Origin of the sequence: Amycolatopsis lexingtonensis, from assembly GCF_014873755.1 — a bacterium.
Taxonomy (GTDB): domain Bacteria; phylum Actinomycetota; class Actinomycetes; order Mycobacteriales; family Pseudonocardiaceae; genus Amycolatopsis; species Amycolatopsis lexingtonensis.
Map to the genome: position 1 here is coordinate 2471999 of NZ_JADBEG010000001.1, position 22990 is coordinate 2494988.

General features: G+C 71.4%; 14 protein-coding genes and 1 riboswitch. Of the genes, 5 read left to right on the forward strand and 9 right to left on the reverse strand.

Annotation, left to right across the window (positions count from 1 at the left end):
- Positions 1-7: 7 nt before the first annotated feature.
- Positions 8-1219 (reverse strand): putative sodium/potassium/calcium exchanger, encoded by a 1212-nt coding sequence (locus H4696_RS49945; RefSeq protein ID WP_225955651.1) that lies wholly within the window; start codon positions 1217-1219, stop codon positions 8-10.
- Positions 1220-1349: 130 nt separating this feature from the next.
- Positions 1350-3914, reverse strand: coding sequence for a helix-turn-helix transcriptional regulator (locus tag H4696_RS50760; protein WP_276328959.1), 2565 nt, complete (start codon positions 3912-3914; stop codon positions 1350-1352).
- 268 nt (positions 3915-4182) lie between these two features.
- On the opposite strand from H4696_RS50760, the gene H4696_RS11470 reads away from it, so the two are divergent.
- Both H4696_RS11470 and H4696_RS11475 read left to right on the forward strand, forming a co-directional pair.
- The gene (locus H4696_RS11470) at positions 4183-5577 is read left to right on the forward strand and encodes a PI-PLC domain-containing protein (RefSeq protein ID WP_086864442.1); all 1395 of its coding nucleotides are present in this window, start codon (positions 4183-4185) and stop codon (positions 5575-5577) included.
- Between the two features lie 53 nt (positions 5578-5630).
- Complete coding sequence (locus H4696_RS11475) at positions 5631-6782, forward strand: FAD-dependent monooxygenase (RefSeq protein WP_192782250.1); 1152 nt, start codon at positions 5631-5633, stop codon at positions 6780-6782.
- Here the strand turns inward: H4696_RS11475 and metH are convergent.
- Positions 6764-10393 carry a methionine synthase gene (gene metH, locus H4696_RS11480; protein WP_086860576.1) on the reverse strand — a complete coding sequence of 1210 codons (3630 nt, stop codon included), beginning with the start codon at positions 10391-10393 and terminating at the stop codon, positions 6764-6766. The two genes, H4696_RS11475 and metH, sit on opposite strands and share 19 nt — an antisense overlap.
- 14 nt (positions 10394-10407) lie before the next feature.
- Positions 10408-10486, reverse strand: a riboswitch (S-adenosyl-L-homocysteine riboswitch).
- A 294-nt stretch (positions 10487-10780) separates the two neighbouring features.
- On the opposite strand from metH, the gene H4696_RS11485 reads away from it, so the two are divergent.
- Positions 10781-11638, forward strand: coding sequence for a TIGR03619 family F420-dependent LLM class oxidoreductase (locus tag H4696_RS11485; RefSeq protein WP_086860578.1), 858 nt, complete (start codon positions 10781-10783; stop codon positions 11636-11638).
- Between the two features lie 152 nt (positions 11639-11790).
- On the opposite strand, the gene H4696_RS11490 is transcribed toward H4696_RS11485, so the two are convergent.
- Positions 11791-13176: a sugar porter family MFS transporter gene (locus H4696_RS11490; RefSeq protein ID WP_192782251.1), complete on the reverse strand. Its 1386-nt coding sequence runs from the start codon at positions 13174-13176 to the stop codon at positions 11791-11793.
- 251 nt (positions 13177-13427) lie between these two features.
- Between H4696_RS11490 and H4696_RS11495 the strand changes: the two genes are divergently transcribed.
- On the forward strand, positions 13428-16142 hold the full coding sequence (locus H4696_RS11495; RefSeq protein WP_420831496.1) for a cellulose binding domain-containing protein: 2715 nt from the start codon (positions 13428-13430) through the stop codon (positions 16140-16142).
- A 273-nt stretch (positions 16143-16415) separates the two neighbouring features.
- Here the strand turns inward: H4696_RS11495 and H4696_RS11500 are convergent, their stop codons facing one another.
- The 5 genes from H4696_RS11500 to H4696_RS11520 are packed head-to-tail and all read right to left on the reverse strand — an operon-like array spanning position 16416 to position 21262.
- A complete protein-coding gene (locus H4696_RS11500) occupies positions 16416-17417 on the reverse strand; it encodes a zinc-binding dehydrogenase (RefSeq protein WP_192782252.1) in 1002 nt (333 codons plus the stop codon).
- A gap of 26 nt (positions 17418-17443) precedes the next feature.
- A complete protein-coding gene (locus tag H4696_RS11505; RefSeq protein WP_086865536.1) occupies positions 17444-18145 on the reverse strand; it encodes an HAD family hydrolase in 702 nt (233 codons plus the stop codon).
- Positions 18142-18945, reverse strand: coding sequence for a carboxymuconolactone decarboxylase family protein (locus H4696_RS11510; RefSeq protein ID WP_086865537.1), 804 nt, complete (start codon positions 18943-18945; stop codon positions 18142-18144). Before H4696_RS11510 ends, H4696_RS11505 begins: the two co-directional genes overlap by 4 nt.
- Before the next feature lie 35 nt (positions 18946-18980).
- The gene (locus H4696_RS11515) at positions 18981-19820 is read right to left on the reverse strand and encodes an AfsA-related hotdog domain-containing protein (RefSeq protein WP_249027296.1); all 840 of its coding nucleotides are present in this window, start codon (positions 19818-19820) and stop codon (positions 18981-18983) included.
- Positions 19817-21262 (reverse strand): hypothetical protein, encoded by a 1446-nt coding sequence (locus H4696_RS11520; RefSeq protein WP_225955652.1) that lies wholly within the window; start codon positions 21260-21262, stop codon positions 19817-19819. Before H4696_RS11520 ends, H4696_RS11515 begins: the two co-directional genes overlap by 4 nt.
- Positions 21263-21840: 578 nt before the next feature.
- Here H4696_RS11520 and H4696_RS11525 point away from each other — a divergent pair.
- The gene (locus tag H4696_RS11525) at positions 21841-22989 is read left to right on the forward strand and encodes a cellulose binding domain-containing protein (RefSeq protein ID WP_192782253.1); all 1149 of its coding nucleotides are present in this window, start codon (positions 21841-21843) and stop codon (positions 22987-22989) included.
- Position 22990 lies beyond the last annotated feature (1 nt).

Consider the following 22990-nt stretch of genomic DNA (forward strand, 5'->3'; position numbering starts at 1 on the left):
CGCCGGCTCAGTAGTGGTCGACGTCGTGGTGGTCGACGTGGTGGGCGTGGTCGACGTGGTGGTCGTGGTGCTCGTGTTCGTGGTGCTCGGTGGCCGCCTGCTCGTTGAACTGGTTGCCGCCGTGGTGGCCCTGGGCTTGTTCGTTCTGGAAGATGTTGCCGTGGCCGCCCGACGAGGCCTGCTCGTTGAACTGGTTCCCGTGGTGGCCCTGGGCCTGCTCGTTCTGGAAGATGCTGCCGTGGCCGCCCGTCGAAGCCTGCTCGTTGAACTGGTTCCCGCCGTGACCGCCCGAGCCCTGCTCGTTCTGGAAGATGTCACCACGACCACCCGACGAAGCCTGCTCGTTGAACTGGTTGCCCCCGTGACCGCCCGAGCCCTGCTCGTTCTGGAAGATGTCACCACGACCACCCGTCGAAGCCTGCTCGTTGAACTGGTTGCCCCCGTGACCGCCCGAGCCCTGCTCGTTCTGGAAGATGTCACCACGACCACCCGACGAAGCCTGCTCGTTGAACTGGTTCCCGCCGTGACCGCCCGAGCCCTGCTCGTTCTGGAAGATGTCACCACGACCACCCGACGAAGCCTGCTCGTTGAACTGGTTCCCGCCGTGACCGCCCGAGCCCTGCTCGTTCTGGAAGATGTCACCACGACCACCCGACGAAGCCTGCTCGTTGAACTGGTTGCCCCCGTGACCACCGGAACCCTGCTCGTTCTGGAAGATGTCACCACGACCACCCGTCGAAGCCTGCTCGTTGAACTGGTTGCCGCCGCGGCCGGAGCCTTGCTCGTTCTGGAAGATGTCGCCGCGGCCGCCGTTCGAGGCCTGCTCGTTGAACTGGTTCCCGCCGGAACCACCCGAGCCCTGCTCGTTCTGGAAGATGTCACCACGACCACCCGACGAAGCCTGCTCGTTGAACTGGTTGCCCCCGTGACCACCCGAGCCCTGCTCGTTCTGGAACACGTCACCGTGGTGGCCGGCCGACGCCTGCTCGTTGAACTGGTTGCCGCCGCGGCCGGAGCCTTGCTCGTTCTGGAAGATGTCGCCGCGGCCGCCGTTCGAGGCCTGCTCGTTGAACTGGTTCCCGCCGGAACCACCCGAGCCCTGCTCGTTCTGGAAGATGTCACCACGACCACCCGACGAAGCCTGCTCGTTGAACTGGTTCCCCCCGGAACCACCGGAACCCTGCTCGTTCTGGAAAACGTCGCCCGATGAAGTCGTCATCCTGTGCACTCCTGACATTCGGATCGGTGAAGCCCGTGCCCCTCCGTTGTCACCAAGTCTCAGCCCGGAAACCGCCGCGGTCATGAGTAGCGGCCTACTCGGCTTCGCCGGGGCCGGCACCGTCACCTACCTATGGGCCGTCCCCCGCATTACTCCCCGGCTCCGGCTGCCCCACCACCGAAGCCAGCTCGCGGCGCCCCGAAATACCCAGCTTCGCGTAAACGCCGTGCAGCACGTTGTCCACCGTTCGCACCGACACCACCAGGCGGTCCGCGACGGCTCGGCTCGTCAGGCCGGTCGCCACCAGGCGGGCGATCTCCAGCTCGCGGACCGTCAGGTCGAGCGGGGTGTCCAGCAGCGCCAGCGCCGGCGTCGCAGCGTCCTCACAGGACACCAGCCACGACTGCGCCCGCTGCGCCGAACCGACCGCGCTCCCCAGCTTCCCCGCCGCGCGGTGGGCTCGGGCCGCCTCCGCCGCGACCTCCGCGGCGAGCAAGCGCGCCCCGAGGTCGGCGAACTTCGCCGCGACGGCGTCCAGTGCCACCGCGTCCCCTGAGGACAGCGCCCGCGCGTGCGCCGAGTAGAGCGACACCAGCGGGTTGTCCAGGTCCGACGAGAACTCGGGGACGCCGAAGCGGACCGCGTCGTGGCGGATCTCGGCCGCGATCGCCGCCCGGCCCGCCGCCTCCGCCGCCGACGCCGCCTCCGCCGCCAGCGACACCGCGCGGGTCAGCTCGCCCCGGGACGCGCACGCCCAGGCCGTGGCCCAGCGGCCGGGCGAGTCCGCCGCCTGCCCGGCCATCGCCGTCGCCCGGGCCAGCGCGTTCAGCACCGCCGGGCGGAACTCGTGCGGCTGGTCGTGGCCCTCCACCGCCAAGGCTTCGCGCAGCCGGCGGATCGCCGCCCGCACGTTCCCGTACGCCAGCGCGACCGTCCCGAGGGACGCCGCCGCGCCCGCCAGTGCCGGGGCCCAGCGGTCGCCGACCGCGTCGCGGTAGTCCGCGCCCGCCAGGTCCTCGGCCTCCTCCAGGCGGCCGGCCCGGCACAGCGCCACCACCCGCGCGTGCTCCAAGCGCACGCGAGATCCCGGCACGGACGCGTCGGAGGCCGTGATCAGCAGGCCCTCCTCGACGACGCCGAGGCACGCCTCCGTCCGCCCGGTCTCGGCCAGCGCCCCGGCCGCGACCACCAGTGCCCCGAGCCGCAGGACGTCGCCGCGCCGGTTGCGGTCCAGGATCGGGCCGAGCAGGTCGAGCGCCTCGCGGCACGCGCCCGTCGCCGCGCGCAACGCCGCACGGGCGACCACCAGCTCGTCGAGCGTCCCGGACACCGCGGTCTCGGCCGTGTCCAGCACGGACTCCGCCTCTTCGAAGCGGTTCAGGCCGAACGCCAGGTTCCGCGCCCGCGTCCCCGCGACGCGCGCGTGCTGCGCGTCGGACACCGTCTCGCCGGCGAGCTCGGCCAGCAGCGCGTCGGCGTCGGCGTGCCGCCCGCCCGCGATCCGGACCTGGGCCAGCAGGTACTTCGCGGCGAACCCGCCACCCAGCCGGACGGCTTCCGCGGCCAGCTGCTCGGCCTGGGGGAAGTCCTTGCGCAGCAACGTCTCCGCCGCGGCACGGACGAGCTGCGGGTCGGTCGGCAGCCCGGCGGCCAGCCGCCAGCGGACCAGCCGCGGTTTGTCCTCGGCGCGCCGCGCGCCGGTCATGTCCAGCGTCTTGGCGAGGATGCGGTAGGTGTCGCGCTGCCGCAGCGGCGACGTCCGGCGCCGGATGACCTCGGCGTAGAGCGGGTGCGCGAGGCGGACGTTCAGCCGCCGCCCGGTGCGCTCGGACACCACGAGCCCGGCCCGCTCGGTGGACGCGAGGACGTGGGCGGCGCCCAGCCGGACGAGCGGTTCGCTGCCCAGTTGCTCGCCGAAGGCCAGCAGTTCCAGCAGCCGCCGCTCGTCGGCGTCGACGCGGTCGGTGCGGGTTTCGATCAGCTCGACCAGCCGCGGTGTCGCGATGAGGGCGCCGCTCCACCGCCACAGTCCGTCCGTGGCCGACAGCGAGCCGCTGTCGAGCCCGCCCTGGACGAGTTCCCGCAGGAACAGCGGGTTCCCGAGGGTCAGGTTCCACAGCCGGTGCTCCGCCCCGTCCTCGAGCCGCCCGCCCAGTGCCGCGGTGACCAGCTCGATGGTCTGCGCCCGGGTCAGTTCGCCGACGTCGAGCCGCTCGGCGACGCGGTCCTTCCACATCGCGAACACCGGGTCGGGCACGCTGACGCCGTGCGGCGCGATCACGATGACGAACGCCGACGCCGTCGCGGCCAGCTGGTGCACCAGCGTCGCGGACAGGTCGTCGAGCAGGTGCGCGTCGTCGACGCACAGCACCAGCCGCCGCCCCTCCGCGCCCCGCGTGAGGTGGCCGGCGACCTGGTTGAGCCGGTGCGCGCGGTCGGCCGTGCCGTCGGCGCTGCCCGGCAGCAGGTGGGCGAAGGCGCCGAACGGGATCGTCGACGCCGACGACATCGCGCGCACCCAGTGCGTGCGCGCCCCACCGGCGGCCAGCTCGCTCAGCAGCACCTTGGCCAAGCGCGTCTTGCCGGCCCCGGCCCGCCCGGTCAGCAGCAGCCCGCACACCTCCGTGTCCGCCAGTGCCCGGCGCGCGAACGCCAGTTCCTGTTCACGGCCCACCAGCGGCCAGTCGTTCGCCACACCCACTGCCTCCCCGCCTGCGCACAGTCGTACTCCGGATAATGACAACGGAGCGGACCGCGAAGTACCGAATCCGCGCAGCGATTTGGCATATTTCGCCGGGCGGCCCGACAAATCCGACACAACGGACGGCCGATCCGGTATTCCGTGAGCATTTTCCCGCTATTCTCCCGGCACCGTGATCAACCGTTTTCGCGGAATTCAAGACAATCACTCGCCGAGGCGCCAGGATGGGGCTCACCCCGTTCCCCGAAGTGAGGACCCGAGGATGATCCGCCTGCCCGCACTGGCCGTCGCCGCGCTCACCGCCTCCGCGCTGCTGACCGGTACGGCCCACGCCGAGAGCCCGCCGTTCACCGCGTCGGTGTTCCGGGCGACGCACAACAGCTATTCGGGCAACGTCGACGGCGCCAAGAACTCGATCGCCTACCAGCTCGACCACGGCGTCCGGTTCATCGAGCTCGACGTCCACGACAACGGCTACGCGACCACCCACGACTACGGGGTCGGCCACGACTCCCCCGGCAACCTCGTCGACCACAGCGGCGGCAACCCGGCGTCGAACGACCTCCGCGACTGGCTGACCGTGGTGAACACCTGGTCGGCGCAGCACCCGGCCGCCGCGCCGATCGTCGTCATGCTCGACCTCAAGGACGACCTCACCGACAACCCCTCGTTCGCGGCCGGCAACCTCACCGCCGTCAACCAGGAGCTGGAGTCGGTGTTCGGCGGCCGGCTGCTGCGCGCGCCGGACTACGCCGGGCAGCCCACGGTCGACGCGCTGCGCGGGCGCGTGCTGCCGCTGCTGTCGGGCGACGGCACGAGCCGCGCGGAGTACAAGCGGGACGTCGGCTACCACCCCGCGGTCGCGCTCAACGGGCGCGGCCAGATCGTCGAGGTGCACGACTCCGGCGCCGGCGCACTCTGGTACTGGACCGGGACCTACGGCGCCGACGGCCGCGTCACCTGGCTGCGCCACGGCAAGTACGACAGCGGGCAGACCCCGGCCGTCGCACTGAACGACAACGGCGACCTCGTCGAAGTCCACCAGTCGCAGAGCGCGACCACGCTCTGGTACCACGTCGGCAAGCTCGGCGCGGACGGCGAGATCACCTGGCAGGCGTCCCACCAGTACGACAACGGCGTGCAGCCGACAGTCGCCTTCACCGACGCCACGCACCTGCGGGAGATCCACCAGAGCCAGAGCAGCAGCCAGAACTGGACGTGGAACGGCGCGCTGTCGGCCACCACCGTGTCCTGGACCGGCAACGCCAAGACGTCCGACGCGCGCTTCGCCAAGGACACCGCCACCAGCGGCGCCCGGCGCGTGCGGGTGTGGACCGGCGCCGACGGCCCGACGCCGTCGAACACGCTGCGCGCCGACACCGCGAGCGTCGCCGGCGACCGGATCCGCTACCGGCAGGTCGCGTTCGACGAGTTCCAGAAGGGCGACAGCGCGGAGCTGCAGCAGGGCGCGCTGTTCTACGGCGCACCCGCGACCGAGTCGGCGTTCATCACCTCGGCCCGGCAGTCGGGCAAGCTGGTCCGCGGCTGGGACTTCGACTCGGCGAGCGAGGCGACGACGCCCCTGGCGAACTACCCGGCGACCAACCACCCGTACGACGCCTGGTACCAGTCGCTGCTGACCGGCGCCGCCGAGTAGGCCGTCAGTGCTTCGTCAGGGGCCGGTAAGCGCCCCTGGCGAAGCTCGGCGACATGAAGAACCTCACCATCCTGATCTCCGGCGCGAGCATCGCCGGCCCCGCGCTGGCCCACTGGCTGACCCGCTACGGCTGCACCGTCACCGTCGTCGAACGCGCGCCGGCGGTGCGGCCCGGCGGGCAGGCCGTCGACTTCAAGGGCCCCACCCACCGGACCGTGCTCGAGCGCATGGGCATCCTCGACGACGTCCTCGCGCGCCAGACCGGCGGGCAGGACCAGACGATCATCGACGCCGCCGGAAAACCGCGGGCGGTCATCCCCGGCGAATTCACCGGCGGCGAGATCGAAATCCGCCGCGGCGACCTGGCGGAAATCCTTTACGCGCACACGGACTGCGAATACCTCTTCGGCGACACGATCAAGTCGCTGACCGAGACGGCGGACGGCGTCGACGTGACCTTCGCCCACTCCGGCCCGCGCCGGTTCGACCTGGTCGTCGGCGCGGACGGGATCCACTCGACCGTCCGGCGGCTGGCGTTCGGCCCGGAACGCGACTACGTCCGGTACCTCGGGTACCACTACGCGCTGGCGGAACTCGGCGAAGACGTCGCCGACGGTGACGCGGTGATGTACAACGAGCCGGGCCGGATGATCGCCGTCGGCGGGCCGAAGGCGTCGGCGTTCTTCGTCTTCGCCTCGCCGGAACTCGACTACGACCGCACGAACACCGCGCAGCAGCGGAAACTGCTGGCCGACGCCTACCGGGGAGCGGGCTGGCGGGTGCCCGAGCTGATCGCGAAGCTCCCCGAGGCCCGCGAGTTCTACCTCGACACCCTCAGCCGGGTCACGATCGATCGCTACTCCCGCGGCCGCGTCGTGCTCCTCGGCGACGCCGCCTACGGCAACACCCTCGGCGGCTTCGGGACCGGCCTGGCGATCGTCGGCGCGTACGTCCTCGCCGGGGAACTCCTCGCCGCCGGCGGCGACCACGAAGCCGCCTTCGCCCGCTACGAAGAGCTGTTTCGCGGCTACGCGAAGATCTCGCAGCGCGGCAGCGCGGGCCCGTTCCTCGCGCCGCCGTCACCGCTGCGGATCAAGCTCCGGGACTGGACGTTCAGGTCCCGCTTCCTGCTCGGCCTGATGCTCAAGGCGACCGACAAGTTCGCCACCGGCATCGAGCTGAAGGACTACGCCCCGGGCTCGTAGGCGAGGTTCGGCCGCAGCCACTGCTCGACCTCGGCCACTTCGACGCCCTTGCGCCGTGCGTAGTCCTCGATCTGGTCGCGCCCGAGCCGCCCGACGGTGAAGTAGCGGGAGTCCGGGTGGGCGAAGATCAGCCCGGACACGCTCGCCGCGGGCGTCATCGCGTACGACTCGGTCAGCGCCATGCCCAGCTCGTCCGCCTCGAGCAGCTCGAACAGCTCGCGCTTCTGGCTGTGGTCCGGGCTGGCCGGGTAGCCCAGCGCCGGGCGGATGCCGCGGAACCGCTCCGCGTGCAGGTCTTCCAGCAGCGGCTGGGCGTCGGGCTCGAACCAGTCGCGGCGGGCCCGCAGGTGGATGTGCTCGGCGAACGCCTCGGCGAGCCGGTCGGCCAGCGCCTTGACCATGATCGCCTTGTAGTCGTCCTGCTCGGCCTCGTACCGCGCGGCCAGGTCCTCGGCGCCGTGGATGGCCACCGCGAAGCCGCCCAGGTGGTCGCCGGCCGGCGCGATGTAGTCGGCCAGGCACCGGTTCGCGCGGTCGGCCGGCTTCGACGTCTGCTGCCGCAGCATCGGGAACCCGACGTGGACGTACTCGCCGTCGAGCCGGATGTCGTCGCCCTCGCGGTGCGCGGGCCAGAACGCGTACGCGCCCTTCGCGGTGAAACTGCCGTCCTCGATGATCTGGTCGAGCAGCACGTTCGCGTCGTCGAACAGCTCGCGCGCGACCGGCTGCTCCAGGATGGCCGGGTACTTGCCCTTGAGCTCCCAGGCCAGGAACAGGAACTGCCAGTCGATCATCTCGCGCAGCTCGGGGATGCCCGGCTCGACCACGCGCACGCCGGTGAACTCCGGGGTCGGCAGCTCGTCGAACGACACCCGCTCCGGGTTCGCGCGGGCCTGCTCGAGGGTGAGCATGGGGCGTCGCTGCTTGTTCGCGTGCTGCTCGCGCAGCACCTCCTGGTCGGCCCGGTTCTTCTCGGCCAGCGCGATCGAGCGGTCCGGGTCAAGCAGGTCCGACACCACGCCGACCACGCGGGAGGCGTCGAGCACGTGCACGGTCGCGTTGTCGTAGACCGGGGCGATCTTGACCGCGGTGTGCTGCTTCGACGTCGTGGCGCCGCCGATCAGCAGCGGCAGCTTCAGCCCGCGCCGCTGCATCTCGGTGGCGACGGCGACCATCTCGTCAAGCGACGGCGTGATCAGCCCGGAGAGCCCGACGGCGTCGGCGCCTTCGGTGACCGCGGTGTCGAGGATCTTGCCGGCCGGCACCATCACGCCGAGGTCGATCACCTCGTAGTTGTTGCAGCCCAGCACGACGCCGACGATGTTCTTGCCGATGTCGTGGACGTCGCCCTTCACCGTGGCGAGCACGATCTTTCCCTGGCCGCCGGTCGACGCGAGCCGGCCCTCCTGGCGCGCCTTCTCCTTCTCGGCCTCCATGAACGGCTCGAGGTAGGCGACGGACCGCTTCATCACGCGCGCGCTCTTGACCACCTGCGGCAGGAACATCTTGCCGGAGCCGAACAGGTCGCCGACGATCTTCATGCCGTCCATCAGCGGGCCCTCGATGACGTCGAGGGGCCGGGCCAGCTGCTGCCGCGCCTCTTCGGTGTCGTCCTCGATGAAGTCGACGATGCCGTGCACCAGCGCGTGGGACAGCCGCTCCCCGACCGAACCTTCGCGCCAGGACAGGTCGACGACGCGCTTGGTGCCGCTGCCCTTGACGTTCTCGGCGAAGGCCACCAGCCGGTCGGTCGCGTCCTCGCGGCGGTCGAACAGCACGTCCTCGACCAGTTCGAGGAGGTCCTTCGGGATGTCCTGGTAGACCGCGAGCTGGCCGGCGTTGACGATGCCCATGTCCAGGCCGACCTGCACGGCGTGGAACAGGAACGCCGAGTGCATCGCCTCGCGGACGACGTCGTTGCCGCGGAAGGAGAACGACAGGTTCGAGATGCCGCCGCTGATGTGCACGCCGGGGCAGCGTTCCTTGATCCGGGGAAGCGCGTCGATGAACGCCTTCGCGTAGCCGTTGTGCTCGGCGATGCCGGTGGCGACGGCGAGCACGTTCGGGTCGAAGATGATGTCCTCGCCCGCGAAACCGGCCTTCTGCGTGAGCAGGTCGTACGCCCGGCCGCAGATCTCGACCTTGCGGTCGGCGGTGTCGGCCTGCCCCTGCTCGTCGAAGGCCATCACGACGACGCCGGCGCCGTAGTTGCGGATGACGCGGGCCTGGGCCAGGAAGGGCTCCTCGCCCTCCTTGAGGCTGATCGAGTTGACCACGCCCTTGCCCTGCAGGCAGCGCAGCCCGGCTTCGAGCACGCTCCACTTGGAGCTGTCGACCATCACCGGGATCCGGGCCACCTCGGGCTCGGTGGCGATCAGGTTGAGGAACGTGGTCATCGCCTGCTCGGAGTCGAGCAGGTCGGCGTCCATGTTGACGTCGAGCAGGTTGGCCCCGCCGCGGACCTGCTCGAGCGCGACGTCCACGGCTCCCTGGTGGTCGTCGGACTCGATGAGCCGGCGGAACCGCTTGGAGCCGGTGACGTTGGTGCGCTCGCCGATCATCACGAACCCGGTGTCGGGGCCGATGCCGAACGGCTCCAGACCGCTGAACCGGGTGTGCGTGCGCGCTGCGGGCACCTCGCGCGGCGCGACGCCCTTCGCGGCTTCGGCGATCTTCGCGATGTGGGCCGGGCCGGTGCCGCAGCAGCCGCCGACCAGGTTGACCAGGCCGTCGCGGGCGAACCCGCCGATCAGCCCGGCGGTCTGCTCCGGCGTCTCGTCGTAGCCGCCGAAGGCGTTCGGCAGCCCGGCGTTGGGGTGGCAGGCGACGTAGGCGTCGGCGATCCGGGCGAGCTCCTCGACGTGCGGGCGCATCTCCTCGGCGCCCAGCGAGCAGTTCACGCCCACGACCAGCGGTTTGGCGTGTTCGATCGAGCTCCAGAACGCCTCGACGGTCTGGCCCGAGAGCGTCCGGCCGCTGAGGTCGACGATGGTCACGGAGATCCACAGCGGCAGGTGCGGCGCCACCTCGCGGGCGGCGGCGATCGCGGCCTTGCAGTTCAAGGTGTCGAAGATCGTCTCGATCAGCAGCAGGTCGACGCCGCCCTCGGCGAGCCCGGCGATCTGCTCCGCGTAGGACGCCTTGACCTGCTCGAACGTCACCGCCCGGTACGCCGGGTCGTCGACCTTCGGCGACAGGCTGAGCGTGACGTTGAGCGGGCCGATCGAGCCGGCGACGAACCGGCCGCCGAACTCGTCGGCGGCCTGGCGGGCGAGCTGCGCGCCGCGGGCGTTCATCTCGTGGACGTGGGACTGCAGCCCGTAGTCGGCCTGGCCGATGCTGGTGGCGGTGAACGTGTTGGTCGTGGTGATGTCGGCGCCCGCGGCCAGGTACTGGCGGTGGACGTCGAGGATGACGTCCGGGCGGGTGAGGTTGAGCAGGTCGGGGTCGCCGGTGACGTCGTGGGTGTGCTCGCCGAAGCGGTCACCGCGGTAGTCGGCGGGGGTCAGCCCGGCACCCTGCAACATGGTGCCCCAGGCGCCGTCCAGCACCGCCACCCGCTGGTCGAACAGCTCGCGCAGGCGTGCTTCGTGCTCTCGCGGGGTACTCACCGGCAGCCTCCCTTGGTCGGGAGGCGCCCTTGGTTGGTCAATCCCGGCCGAGCGTGGCGGACCCGGTGGTCCGTTGCAGCGCCTCTCGGCCTGTGGTCCACGGTATCGGATCTCCGGCCGCGCACGCCATCCCGCCCCGCCCGGGGGTCCACTGAGTGGGACAGCCTTTGTCCACAAAGGATCGACACGTTGCCTCCCCGTTCGTCACGGGCCCCTCCACCGTGCCGGTGCCGCGCCCCGCCGCTCTGCTCCCCGTCTGCCTACTCGCGCCGCGTCCAGCGCGGCTCGACCGGCACTGGACAAGGTCACCAAGGGTACTCGACCGGCGACCCTCCGCGGCATCCGGCCAACCTTGAAAACTGAAACACGTTCTAATACGCTCGCGTCGTGGACTACGGAATCGTGCTGTTCACCAGCGACCGGGGCATCACCCCGGCGGCCGCCGCGCGCGTCGCGGAAGCCGCCGGGTTCGCCACCTTCTACGTACCCGAGCACACGCACATCCCGGTGAAGCGGGAGTCCCCGCACCCGCGCACCGGCGACGCGTCCCTGCCCGACGACCGCTACAGCCGCACCCTCGACCCGTGGGTCGCGCTGGCGACGGCCGCCGCGGTGACGTCGCGGATCCGGCTGTCCACCGCGGTCGCCCTCCCGGTGGAGAGCGACCCGATCACCCTGGCCAAGACGATCGCGAGCCTCGACCACCTCTCCGGCGGACGGGTCACGCTCGGCACGGGCTTCGGCTGGAACGTCGACGAGCTGAACGACCACGGCGTGCCCGGCAACCGCCGCCGCACCGCGCTGCGGGAGTACCTCGAGGCGATGAGTGCACTGTGGACGGAGGAAGAAGCTTCCTACGACGGGGAGTTCGTGTCGTTCGGGCCGAGCTGGGCGTGGCCGAAGCCGGTCCAGCCGCACATCCCGGTGCTGCTCGGCGCGGGCCCGACGGAGAAGACGTTCCGCTGGATCGCCCGCCACGCCGACGGCTGGATCACCACGCCGGCGGACACCGACCTCGAAGGGCACGTGGCCCTGCTCCACCGGATCTGGGCCGAGGAGGGCCGCGCCGGGCGGCCGCGGATCTGCGCGCTCGGCGAACGGCCGGATCCGGAGCGCCTGGCGCACCTGGATTCGCTCGGCGTGACCGAGACGATCTTCGGGCTGCCGGACCGGGCGCCGGAAGAAGTCGAAGCGTGGGTCGGCCGCCTCGCCGGCAAACTGGGCCTGGCCGCCCCGGTGGGCTGAGCGCAGCCTTCGCCGCCCAGCGCACTGACACCGCCCACCGCCCCGGGCCGAAGCCGACCGCAAAGGTCTTGAATGAGTCATTCAGGACCCCTCAAGACCTGAATGACTCATTCAAGACACCACCGGGCCTCGCGAGGCGGCCGTCGAGCGCGTCAGCTCTTGACGCTCATGCCCTGACGAGCGCGCAGGTCGAGCTCGATCTGCTCCAGCGTGCGGCCCTTCGTCTCCGGGACCAGCCACTTCGTGAGCACGAACAGCACCACGTTGATACCCGCGAACAGGAACATCGAGCCGCCGATGCCGAGGGACTTCGGGTCGGAGATGATCGGGAACACCGCGCTCACGATGCCCGTCGCCGCCCAGAGGACCACGCTGCTCACGCTCATGCCCGTCGCGCGGACCTTGAGCGGGAAGACCTCGGACATCATCACCCAGACGACCGCGCCCCAGCCGAGTTCGTAGCCGACCAGGTAGAGCACCATCATCACCAGCATCAGGATGCCGCGCAGGCCGGTGTCGTGGACGTTGAGCACGATCAGCCCCGCCGCGGCGAGCGTCAGCACCATGATCACGTTGCCGATGAGCAGCAGCGGCTTGCGGCCCCAGCGGTCCACCACGAACACGACCCACGCGGTGAACAGGAACTTCGTGACGCCGAGCAGCACGCCGGACAGCAGCGCGGCCTGCGTGGCGAAGCCGAGCCCGATGAGCATGGTCGGGAAGTAGGCGTTGATCGCGTTGACGCCGCTGAACTGCTGGCCCACCGCGAGCAGCAGGGCCACGAACAGCATCGGCCGCACCCAGCCGGTGAACAGGTCGCGGAAGCGCGGCTTCTCTTCGGTGTCCATCCGGATGACGTCGCGGATGGTCGAGATCTCCTCGTCGAGGTTCACCGAGTTGCCGTGGGCGCTGGCCAGCACCCGCCGGGCCTCCTCCTCGCGGCCGTTCTTCACCAGCCAGCGCGGGGTCTCGGGCAGGAACGCCAGCCCGACGAGCAGGATCGCCGCGGGCACGATCGCGCCGGCGAACATCCAGCGCCACGCCGAAACCGGGCCGAGCCAGTAGCTCACCAGGAACGCGATCAGGATGCCGCTGACGATGAAGATCTGGTTCAGCGCGCCCATCGCGCCGCGCAGCCGGGCCGGCGCCAGTTCGGACAGGTACGTCGGCACCGTCGACGAAGAAAGCCCGATGCCCAGCCCGATCACCAGCCGGGAAAGCACCAGCAGCGTGAACGTCGGCGAGAACGTCGCCGCCAGGGTGCCCACGATGACGATCGCCGCCGCGACCATGATCGTGCGGCGCCGGCCGAGCGCTTCGTTGGTGCGGCTGGAGAACAGCGCGCCGATGATGGCACCGACCGACAGGCTGGCAGTGATCACGCCCTTGTCCCAGCTGGTCAGCGCCCACAGTTTCCCGATGAACGGGAGCACCCCGGAGATCACGCCGAGGTCGTAGCCGAAGAGGATGCCGCCGAGCGCACCGAAGAAGTACAAGGTGGTCCGGCTGATGTGCCGCGCCGGGGCTGTCTGCGTCATTGCCGGGTCGCCTCTTTCGTAGGTCCAGTCCAGCCAGCGGGCACCACACTCACACGCCGGAAAAAGCCCGACAAGGCCGCGCGCGATAACAATTCAGTCACCTGATCGATGTTCACATATGTGACGGCGCAAAACCGGCGTCGAATCCACTGTGGACAGTGCCGGGCGACGAAATCATCGAACGCTTTACAACGTTCAAAGCACTGGTTTACCGTCGCCCTGGAAGCGCTCCCAGAGTTGTGGAGGCCGACGTGAGACGACTGCTTTCCCCCAGCGCACCAAGGGCTCGCCGGCTCCTCGCGGCCGCGCTCGCCCTCCTCCTGCCCACCGCCGTCGCGATCACCGCCGGCGCGCCGGCCGCCCCCGCGGCGCCGGCGTCCTACACCTGGCGCAACGCGGAGATCGGCGGCGGCGGGTTCGTCCCCGGCATCGTCTTCAACCAGACCGAACCCGGGCTCGTCTACGCCCGCACCGACATCGGTGGCGCGTACCGGTGGAACCCCACGACCGGCCGCTGGCTGCCGCTGCTCGACTCGGTCGGCTGGACCGACTGGGGCCACAACGGCGTCGTCAGCCTCGCCACCGACGCCGTCGACCCGAACCGCGTGTACGTCGCCGCGGGCATGTACACCAACAGCTGGGACCCGAACAACGGCGCGATCCTGCGTTCGGCCGACCGCGGCGCCACGTGGCAGGCGGCCGCGCTGCCGTTCAAGCTCGGCGGCAACATGCCCGGGCGCGGCATGGGCGAGCGGCTCGCGATCGACCCGAACCGCGACAGCGTCCTGTACCTCGGCGCGCCCAGCGGCAACGGGCTCTGGCGCAGCACCGACTCCGGCGTCACGTGGGCGAAGGTGACCGCGTTCCCGAACCCCGGCAACTACGCGCCCGACCCGAGCGACCCGTCGGGCTACTCCAGCGACAACGAAGGCGTCACGTGGGTGACGTTCGACCCCACGACCGGCACGCGGGGCAGCACCACGCAGACGATCTACGTCGGCGTCGCGGACAAGCAGAACACCGTCTACCGCAGCACCGACGGCGGCACGACGTGGGCGCGGCTGGCCGGCCAGCCCACCGGGTACCTGGCGCACAAGGGTGTCCTCGACCCGGTCGGTGGCTACCTCTACCTCACGACCAGCGACACCGGCGGCCCCTACGACGGCGCGAAGGGCGACGTCTGGAAGTACGCCACGAAGACCGGCGCCTGGACGCGGATCAGCCCCATCCCGTCCGACAGCGCGGACGACTACTTCGGCTACAGCGGCCTGACGATCGACCGGCAGCACCCGAACACGCTCATGGTCGCCACGCAGGTGTCGTGGTGGCCGGACGTGATCTTCTTCCGCAGCACCGACGGCGGCGCCACCTGGACGCGGATCTGGGACTTCTCGAGTTATCCCGACCGGACACTGCGCTACACCCAGGACATCTCTTCGGTGCCGTGGCTGACCTTCGGCGTCCAGGCCGCTCCCCCGGTGCCGTCGCCGAAGCTCGGCTGGATGACCGAGTCCGCGGAGATCGACCCCTTCGACTCGAACCACTTCCTCTACGGCACCGGCGCGACGATCTACGGGTCGTCCGACCTCACGAAGTGGGACAGCGGCGGGAAGATCACGCTCAAGCCGGTCGTCGGCGGCCTCGAAGAGACCGCCGTGCTCGACCTGATCAGCCCGCCCTCGGGCGCTCCCCTGCTCTCCGGCCTCGGCGACATCGGCGGGTTCCGGCACGACAGCCTCGACACCGTCCCGGCCACCATGTACACCCAGCCGGTCTTCACCACGACCACCAGCCTGGACTACGCGGAGCTGAGCCCGGCGACGATCGTCCGGGCCGGCACGCTCGACCGGAGCGCCCGGCCCAACGACAACCGGATCGCGTTTTCCACCGACGGCGGCAAAAACTGGTTCCAGGGCGCGGAGCCGTCCGGCGGCGCGAGCGGCGGCACGGTCGCCGCGGCCGCCGACGGCAGCCGGTTCGTGTGGAGCCCGGACGGCACCCCGGTGAGCTATTCGGTGGGCTTCGGCTCGTCCTGGACGGCGTCCGCGGGCATCCCGGCCGGCGCGGTGGTCGAGTCCGACCGCGTCGACCCCAAGCGGTTCTACGGCTTCGCGGCCGGGAAGTTCTACGTCAGCACCGACGGCGGTGCGACCTTCACCGCGACCGCGGCCACCGGCCTGCCCACCGGCTCCGCGCACTTCAAGGCGATGCCCGGGGTGGCGGGCGACCTGTGGCTCGCCGGCGGGTCGGGGACGGCGTACGGCCTCTGGCATTCGACCGACTCCGGAGCGTCCTTCACGAAGCTGTCCGGGGTCACCGAGGCCGACAACATCGGGTTCGGCAAAGCCGCCAGCGGCCGGACGTATGCGACGTTATACACGATCGCGAAGATCGGCGGGGTGCGCGGGATCTTCCGGTCGGACGACGCGGGCGCATCCTGGACGCGGATCAACGACGACCTGCACCAGTACGGCAACATCGGGGCGGCGATCACCGGGGATCCGCGGGTGTACGGCCGGGTCTACGTGGGCACGAACGGGCGCGGCGTGATCGTGGGCGACTCCGGGGGCACCGAGCCCCCGCCGACGACGACCACCACGTCCGCCCCGCCCACGACAACGACGACGACCACGCCGCCGCCGTCAGGATTCTGCACGGCGGCCTACACGGTCACGAACCAGTGGCAGGGCGGGTTCCAGGCCTCGGTGAAGGTGGGGAACACCGGCACCGCCGCGGTGAGCGGCTGGACGGTGGCGTGGACGTTCGCGGACGGCCAGCGGGTGACGCAGGCGTGGAACGCGACGGTCACCCAGACCGGCGCGGCGGTGTCGGCGGTGGACGCGGGCTGGAACAAGACGATCCCCGCGGGCGGCAGCGCCGAGTTCGGCTTCACCGGCAGCGCCGGCACGGCCAACACCAGGCCCGCCGCGATCTCGCTCAACGGCCGGCCCTGCACCACGTCCTGACACGCACGGGCGGGAAGGGGGTTTCAACCCACCCCCAGGCGGTTGAAACCCCCTCCCCGCGCCCCCAGCCCGGACGCTCCGCCCGAGCAGCCGCAGCCTGCTCGGGCGATGTCCTGGTATCCACCACTCTCCCCGGTGCCGTCAGCGGCCGCCATTCCTGCCGAAACGCGACTTTTTCGCCCGAACCCACCACCGCTGACCTGCGAAAAGGAGGGCAGGGGGTACGGATATACCCAGCCGGGACGGCAAAAGTTACCCGGGGCGGCGGGCCACTCAGTCGCTTTCGAGCACGACCTTGCCGATGTGGCTGCCGGACTCGAGGTGCTTGAGCGCCTCTTCGAGCTCGTCGAAGGCGAACCGGCGGTCGATCACCGGCCGGAGCCCGGAGTGCTCGATCGCCCGGTTCATCGCCTGGAACGTCTCGCGGGAGGCGTTGGTGAGCCCGCGCAGGGTCAGCTGCTTGACCAGCACGAGGATCGGGTCGGCGCCGCCCTCGTGGGTCAGGACGCCGGCGACGCTGACGTGCCCGCCGTAGCGCGCCGCGAGCATCGACTGGCCGATCGTGCCGCCCCCGCCGACGTCGACGACGTGGTCGACACCGCCGCCGGTCAGCTCGGCCACCGCGGGACCCCACTCCGGCGTCGTCGCGTGGTTGAGCGTCTGCGCGGCGCCCAGCTCGCGGAGCCGCTCGAGCTTCTCGTCCGAACTCGACGTCGACACGACGTGGGCGCCGCCGAGCGCGGCGAACTGCAGCGCGAACGTGGACAGGCCGCCACTGCCCAGGGTGAGCACGGTCTGGCCCGGCACGAGCCGGCCTTCCTCGACGACCGCGCGCCACGCCGTGACGCCGGCGCTGGGCAGCGTCGCGGCTTCGGCGTAGTCGAGGTGCGCCGGGACGCCGACGAGCGCGTCCTCGGCGAAGACGGCGTACTCGGTGAGCACGCCGTCGAGGGTGCCGGCCAGGTCGTCCGCCGTCTTCTCGGGCGTGCCGGGGCCGGACAGCCAGTCCGGGAAGTAGGTCGCGGCCACCCGGTCGCCGGTGGCCCAGGCGCGCACGCCGTCGCCGACCGCGACGACCTCGCCCGCGCCGTCGGACAGCGGCACGACGTCCGGCTTCACCGGCTTGGGGTAGAAACCCTTGACGATCATCAGGTCGCGGGCGTTGACCGCCCACCCGCGCAGCCGGACCAGGACCTGCCCGGGACCGGGTTCGGGAACGTCGCGCTCGCCCGAGACGAGCCCGGCGCCGGGACGGGGCAGCGAAAAGTACTTCACGGCGGCTCCAAGGGTGCGGGGAATCCTCAACGAAGCCAGTGTGTCGAAGTCGCGAGCTCCGCGTCGACGATCTCCAGGAGTTCCGGGGTCAATTCGGCGAGCGACGCCGCGAAGTGGCGGACGCCGTGGCCGGCCATGAAGTCCCGCTGCCGCGCGTGGGCGGGGCTCGACGGGAACCCGATGAACCCGGCGCCGTGCGCGCGGGCGTCCTGGGCCACCCGGCTGACGTCGTCGACGAACACGATCTCGTCGAAGCCGGCGCCGAGCACGGTCCGGGTGATGTGGGCGACGCCGGGGCGGTGCTCGTTGATGCTCACGTACGGCACCTCGGGGTCGAGCAGGTCCACGAAGTCACCGAGGTACCGGTCGAAGGTGTGCTCGCGGGTCCGCCCGCCGTAGCAGACCAGCCGCACCGGGAGCTTCGAGAGCGCTTCCAGGCACTCCCGCGCCCCTTCGGCGACGCGGATCGGGTGCTCGGCCAGGTACTCCTGCCGCGCCGCCCACAGCTGCTTGAGCGTCTCTTCGGCCGGCTGGTCGAGGCCGCAGAGCGCGGTGACCTTTTCCGCGACGACGATGTCGCGCAACCCGATCACGTCCCGCTCGGCCGCGGCGTCGTAGACCCCGCCGTGGCCGGTGACGAACCGGGCGATCATGGCCAGGTAGGTGTCGTCGATGAGCACGCCGTCGCAGTCGAGCGCGACGACGCGCAGCTTCGCCAGGCCGCTCACCGCTGCGCGAACACTTCCCGCGCGGCGCCGATCGCGTTGAGCGCGGCCGGGAACCCGCAGTAGAACGCCAGGTGCAGGATGGTCTCCACGGCCTCCTTCTCGGTGCCGCCGACGTTGAGCAGCCCGTGGAGGTGCACCTTCAGCTGCGGCAGCGCCGTGCCGAGCGCGACGCACGCGGCGATCGTGACGAGCTCGCGGTGGCGCAGGCTCAGCCCCGGCCGGGTGTAGACCTCGCCGAAGGTGAACTCGATGATGTAGGTGGCCAGGTCGGGCGCGATGTCCGCCAGTGCGACGGCGACCTGCTCCCCTGCCTCGCCGTCGACCGCCTTCATCGCGGCCAGGCCGCGCTCGTAGCGGTCTTCGATGCCCGCCCACGCCACTTCGGCGGGCTCGGGCGCCGGCTCGTCCTCGGGGAGGCCCTCGAACGCCGCCTTGAGCGCCGTGAGCGCGTTGAGCGTGGCGGGGAACCCGGCGAACGAGCTGACGTGGATGACCGCCTCGACCAGCTGGCGGCGGGTGCAGCCGACGTTGAGCGCGGCCTTGGCGTGGAACTGCAGCTGCGAGCCCGCGTACCCGAGCGCGGTGAGCGCGGCCACGGTCGTCAGCTGCCGCTCCGGGAGCTCGAGCCCGGGCCGGTGGTAGACGTCGCCGTAGATGAACCCGACGCACCGCTCGCCGAACTCGGCCTCGCCGATGCTCTCGAACAGGTCCAGCACGGCCGGCCGGTCTGCCCCGCCGAGCTGCTGGATGAGTTTCAGGCCCTGGGCGAAGGACGCCGAACGGTCCGGCTCTTCGGACATCGTGGTGTGGTTTCCCTTCCGGAGTGGGTTTCGGGTCAGCCGAGGTAGGCGCGGGTGGCCTGGTCGGCCTTGCGGCGTTCCAGGGTGTCGATGCGCCCCTGCGCGATCATCGAGTACTCGATGACGGCGGTGGCCACGGTGCGCTCGTGCTGGCGCACCGCCGTGGTGGCGCGGAACTTCAGGTTGGTTTCGCGGCCGAGGTCGGACTCTTCGATGAGCGACTCGACCGTGGCCGGGAGCGGGAACAGGAAGTCCTGGAAGGACAGGTCGATGCGCTTCCAGACCCCGGCGTACGCGGCCGTGGCCAGGCCCGGGCGGATCGCGGTCTCGAACTGGGCGATGCAGATCTGCCGCATCGCCTCGACGATCACGATGCCCTGCACGTGCTCGCCGGTGTGGTGGTCGAGGACCAGCTCGTTGTCCCGGTGGATCCGCAGCTCGGCCCGGCAGTGCCCGGTCGACGGGCTGTGCACGCCGGCCAGCAGGACGTTCTCGGGGCGGTCCTTGTGCACGAGGACCGAGCGTTCCGGGAGGCGCCGGAACGCCGCCGGGTCCGCGAAGGTCACGGCGGCGCCGCTCTTCTCGCGGGCCGCTTCGAGCAGGTCGTGGTCGGTCGCGTCGACGCCCTGGCCGAGGTGGACGACCCAGTGGCAGCCGTCGGCTTCGGGGCCGTCGCCGGGGTCTCCGGCGGCGAGCAGCGCCAGCAGCCCGGAGACGGTGAGGACCCGGTCGCCGCGGGCGAACTGCGCGAAGCGGTCGGCGACCACCACCACGTCGCGGCGGGTGTAGCCCTCGCGCGCCCGGGTGTCCGCGGCGCCCGGGACGTCGTCCGGTGCCACCGGGGACGTCATCGCCCGGGTCGGGTCGCCCGTCACTGGCGAGCCGAAGCGTGGGCGTCCAGGACCGCCTCGGCGAGGTCGCGGGCGGTCGCCGCCGCGCGCCAGCGGGGCTCGTTCAGTTCGGTCGCCAGCACCTTCAGCATCGCGTGCACCATGTCCGGTTGCTTGCCGACGTCCGCGGAGAGCACCTGCTCCACCTGCGCGGCGGCGGCGTCGAGGTCGCCCAGCCTCAGGTGCGCGCGGCCCGTGTCGATCCGGATCATCGGGTCCATGGCCTCCCAGCGGTGTTCCCGGGGCAGCTTCTCGTAGGCCTCGCGGGCAGTCGTGTACTCGTGCAGCGCGGCGGACGCCTGCCCGACCGACAGCAGGGACGTCCCCGCCATGTAGTGCCGCCGGTCCTTCGTGATGTTGAAGAACTGGTCTTCCCCGCCCGCGCCGACGTCCGGGTCCTCGATGGCGGTCCAGCGCGCGATCGCATCCAGCACCTGCGGCTCGGCCTGCACCGACGACCAGCCGCGCGCTTCGGCGAGGATCAGCGGCGCGTCCGTGAGGCGCGCGCCGACGTGGTAGTTGAGCCCGTCGGCGGCCAGCCGCGCGGACTCGACGCCGTTGCCGGACCAGAACGCCACCCGCGCCTGCGACGTGCGCACCCAGCGGCGGGCCAGGAGGTCGTCGGCGTACTGGGTGTAGAGCCACGCCGCGGAGTTCAGCTGGCGGGAGAGCCGGTACCGGCCGAGATCGCCCGCGATCCACGCCATCATCGCCGAGCACTTCGCCCCGACGAGCAGCAGGTCCTGCGTCTGCTTCGGCCGCTGCCTGCCCTTCAGCAGCGCCGAGGTCCGCTCGTCGATGACGGCGAGCTGGCCGAGGATCGCGTCGGGCGCGGTGCGGGTGTAGGCGCCGCCCAGGAAGTCCAGGTCGGCCCACAGGTCGTCGAGCTGGACGTCGTCGACGTTCGTCGTGGTCAGCAGAATCGCGTCATCGAGCGCACTTGCCCCGATTTCGTCGTCCGGCTGGGCTTCACCGCGCGCGGCGGCACGAGCGGGCGGCGCGGGCGCCGGCGGCACCGCGGGTTCCGCGTCGGCGTGGTACTCGGCGAGGTCCTTGGCCGGCAGCTGCTCGAGATCTCGCAGGCCCAGCAGTGATTTCCAGCTCGTGCCGTACACCCCGGCCAGCACCCGCAGGGCCGCGACGGTCGGCCGGACGCCGCGTTCGGGCCACTGCTCGTACTCCCAGATCCGGGTGCCGCGCATGCCCGCGCGGGGATCGCCGGTCGCGGCGTTGTAGCGGTGCGCCGCGACGTCGAGCGAAAGCTCGGACGCCAGCCGCCACGCGGTGCGCGGCGGAATCCCGCACTCGACCACCAGGTTCTCCGCCACCTTCGCCGGAATCGCCTCTTCGGGGAAGCCCAAGGCGGCCAGCCGGTCGCGCAGTTGTGCACGGTACGGCTTACTCCCTGGCTTGACCTGTCGGCTCATCGTTCACCCAGTGCGGTTCGGAGTACTGGTGCACACGGAAGACAGTACCCCAGCGTGACGGCGGGGGCCCAGGGCGTCACCGATGCCGGAGCTGTGAGATTTCCGAGATGTTGAGCCCGCAACAAGGGTTTGCGCACGCGGCTTCGACGCGCGCGCGGGCCGATCCGTTCCACATAGGACTCGCCAGGGGAACAATGAGAGCGCTCCCATCCAGCCCGCACAACGCATCCCGCGCGACCCCCGGCGCGATCTTGGACCGGATTCCCGGAATCCACCCCAACGGCGGCACCGGCGGGCTCGCGGCGGTAGCGCAGCGCGATCACCGCACCCGTTGCCCGCCAACGGGTTCGGCCGTTCAGTACGGTTCAGTGGCCGCCCGCGGGCGGGACGGCACCGGAAACCGGGCCACCGGATCGCGGCACGTCCGGGTCCCGCTTTACAAGACCGACATCCCGGGGTTACTTTTTCGGCGGCTGGAAGCGCTCCCATGCCAGGTCGCCTCGCCAGAACGCGGCCACCACCCAGGGGCGTCGTGGTGCAGGCCACGGCGCCCCTGTCCGCGTCCCGGGAGGAACCCGATGCCCCGCAGGTTCGCCGGCGCCCTCGCCGCACTCTGCCTCGCCGCGGCGGGCACCACCGCGGTCCTCGCCGCCGGGCCGGCCGCCGCCGCGCCCGCGTGCTCGGTCGCCTACCGGGTCAACCAGTGGCAGGGCGGCTACACCGCCGACCTCACCGTGACCAACGGCGCGACGGCGCTCTCCTCGTGGACCCTCACCTGGCACTACGCCGGCACCCAGGCCGTCACGTCGGCCTGGAACGCCACCGTCCGCCAGTCCGGGACCGCCGTCACCGCGGACAGCCTGCCCTACAACGCCGCCCTGCCCGCCGGCGGTTCCGTGTCGTTCGGCCTGCAGGGCACCGGCGGCGGTGCCGATCCCACGGACTTCGCGCTCAACGGCGTCGCGTGCGGTGACCCCGCTCCCCCGGCCACGACCACCGCGACCACACCTATCACCCTGCCGACCACCACGACGTCCACGCCCCCGCCCGCGGGCTGCGCGGACACCGCGTTCTGCGACGACTTCGAGCAGCAGACCGGCGGCACCCCGGGCGGGCGCTGGACCGTCGGCGCGGCGAACTGCCAGGGCACCGGCACGGTGACCGTCGACAGCTCGGTGGCGCACTCGGGGACCCGCTCGGTCAAGGTCACCGGCCAGGGCGGCTACTGCAACCACGCGTTCCTCGGCACCGCCGTGACCGGCTCCGGCGTGCTGTACGGGCGCTTCTGGGTGCGCCACACCACGGCGCTGCCCACCGGGCACGTCGCGTTCCTGGCGATGCGCGACAGCACCGACGGCCGGGACCTGCGGGCCGGCGGGCAGAACCGCGCGCTGCAGTGGAACCGCGAGTCCGACGACGCCACCCTGCCCGCGCAGAGCCCGGCCGGCGTCGCCCAGAGCGTCCCGCTGCCGACCGGGGCCTGGTCGTGCTTCGAGTTCCGGCTCGACGGCGCGGCCGGGCAGCTCCGGACGTGGCTGGGCGGCACCGAGGTGCCTGGGCTCGTCGTCGACGGCGTCCCGACCGCCGACGTCGACCAGCAGTGGCTCGCCCGGTCCTGGCACCCGGCCGTGACCGACCTCCGCCTCGGCTGGGAGAGCTACGCCGGCGACGCCGACACGCTGTGGTTCGACGACGTCGCCGTGGGCGGCTCGCGGATCGGCTGCTGAG

Coding starts and splice junctions, on each gene's coding strand:
- H4696_RS11475 (WP_192782250.1), top strand. CDS start 5,631: ATGAAGAACCTCACCATCCTGATCTCCGGCGCGAGCATCGCCGGCCCC.
- H4696_RS11470 (WP_086864442.1), top strand. CDS start 4,183: ATGATCCGCCTGCCCGCACTGGCCGTCGCCGCGCTCACCGCCTCCGCG.
- H4696_RS11520 (WP_225955652.1), bottom strand. CDS start 21,262: ATGAGCCGACAGGTCAAGCCAGGGAGTAAGCCGTACCGTGCACAACTG.
- H4696_RS11525 (WP_192782253.1), top strand. CDS start 21,841: ATGCCCCGCAGGTTCGCCGGCGCCCTCGCCGCACTCTGCCTCGCCGCG.
- H4696_RS49945 (WP_225955651.1), bottom strand. CDS start 1,219: ATGACGACTTCATCGGGCGACGTTTTCCAGAACGAGCAGGGTTCCGGT.
- H4696_RS11490 (WP_192782251.1), bottom strand. CDS start 13,176: ATGACGCAGACAGCCCCGGCGCGGCACATCAGCCGGACCACCTTGTAC.
- H4696_RS11510 (WP_086865537.1), bottom strand. CDS start 18,945: ATGTCCGAAGAGCCGGACCGTTCGGCGTCCTTCGCCCAGGGCCTGAAA.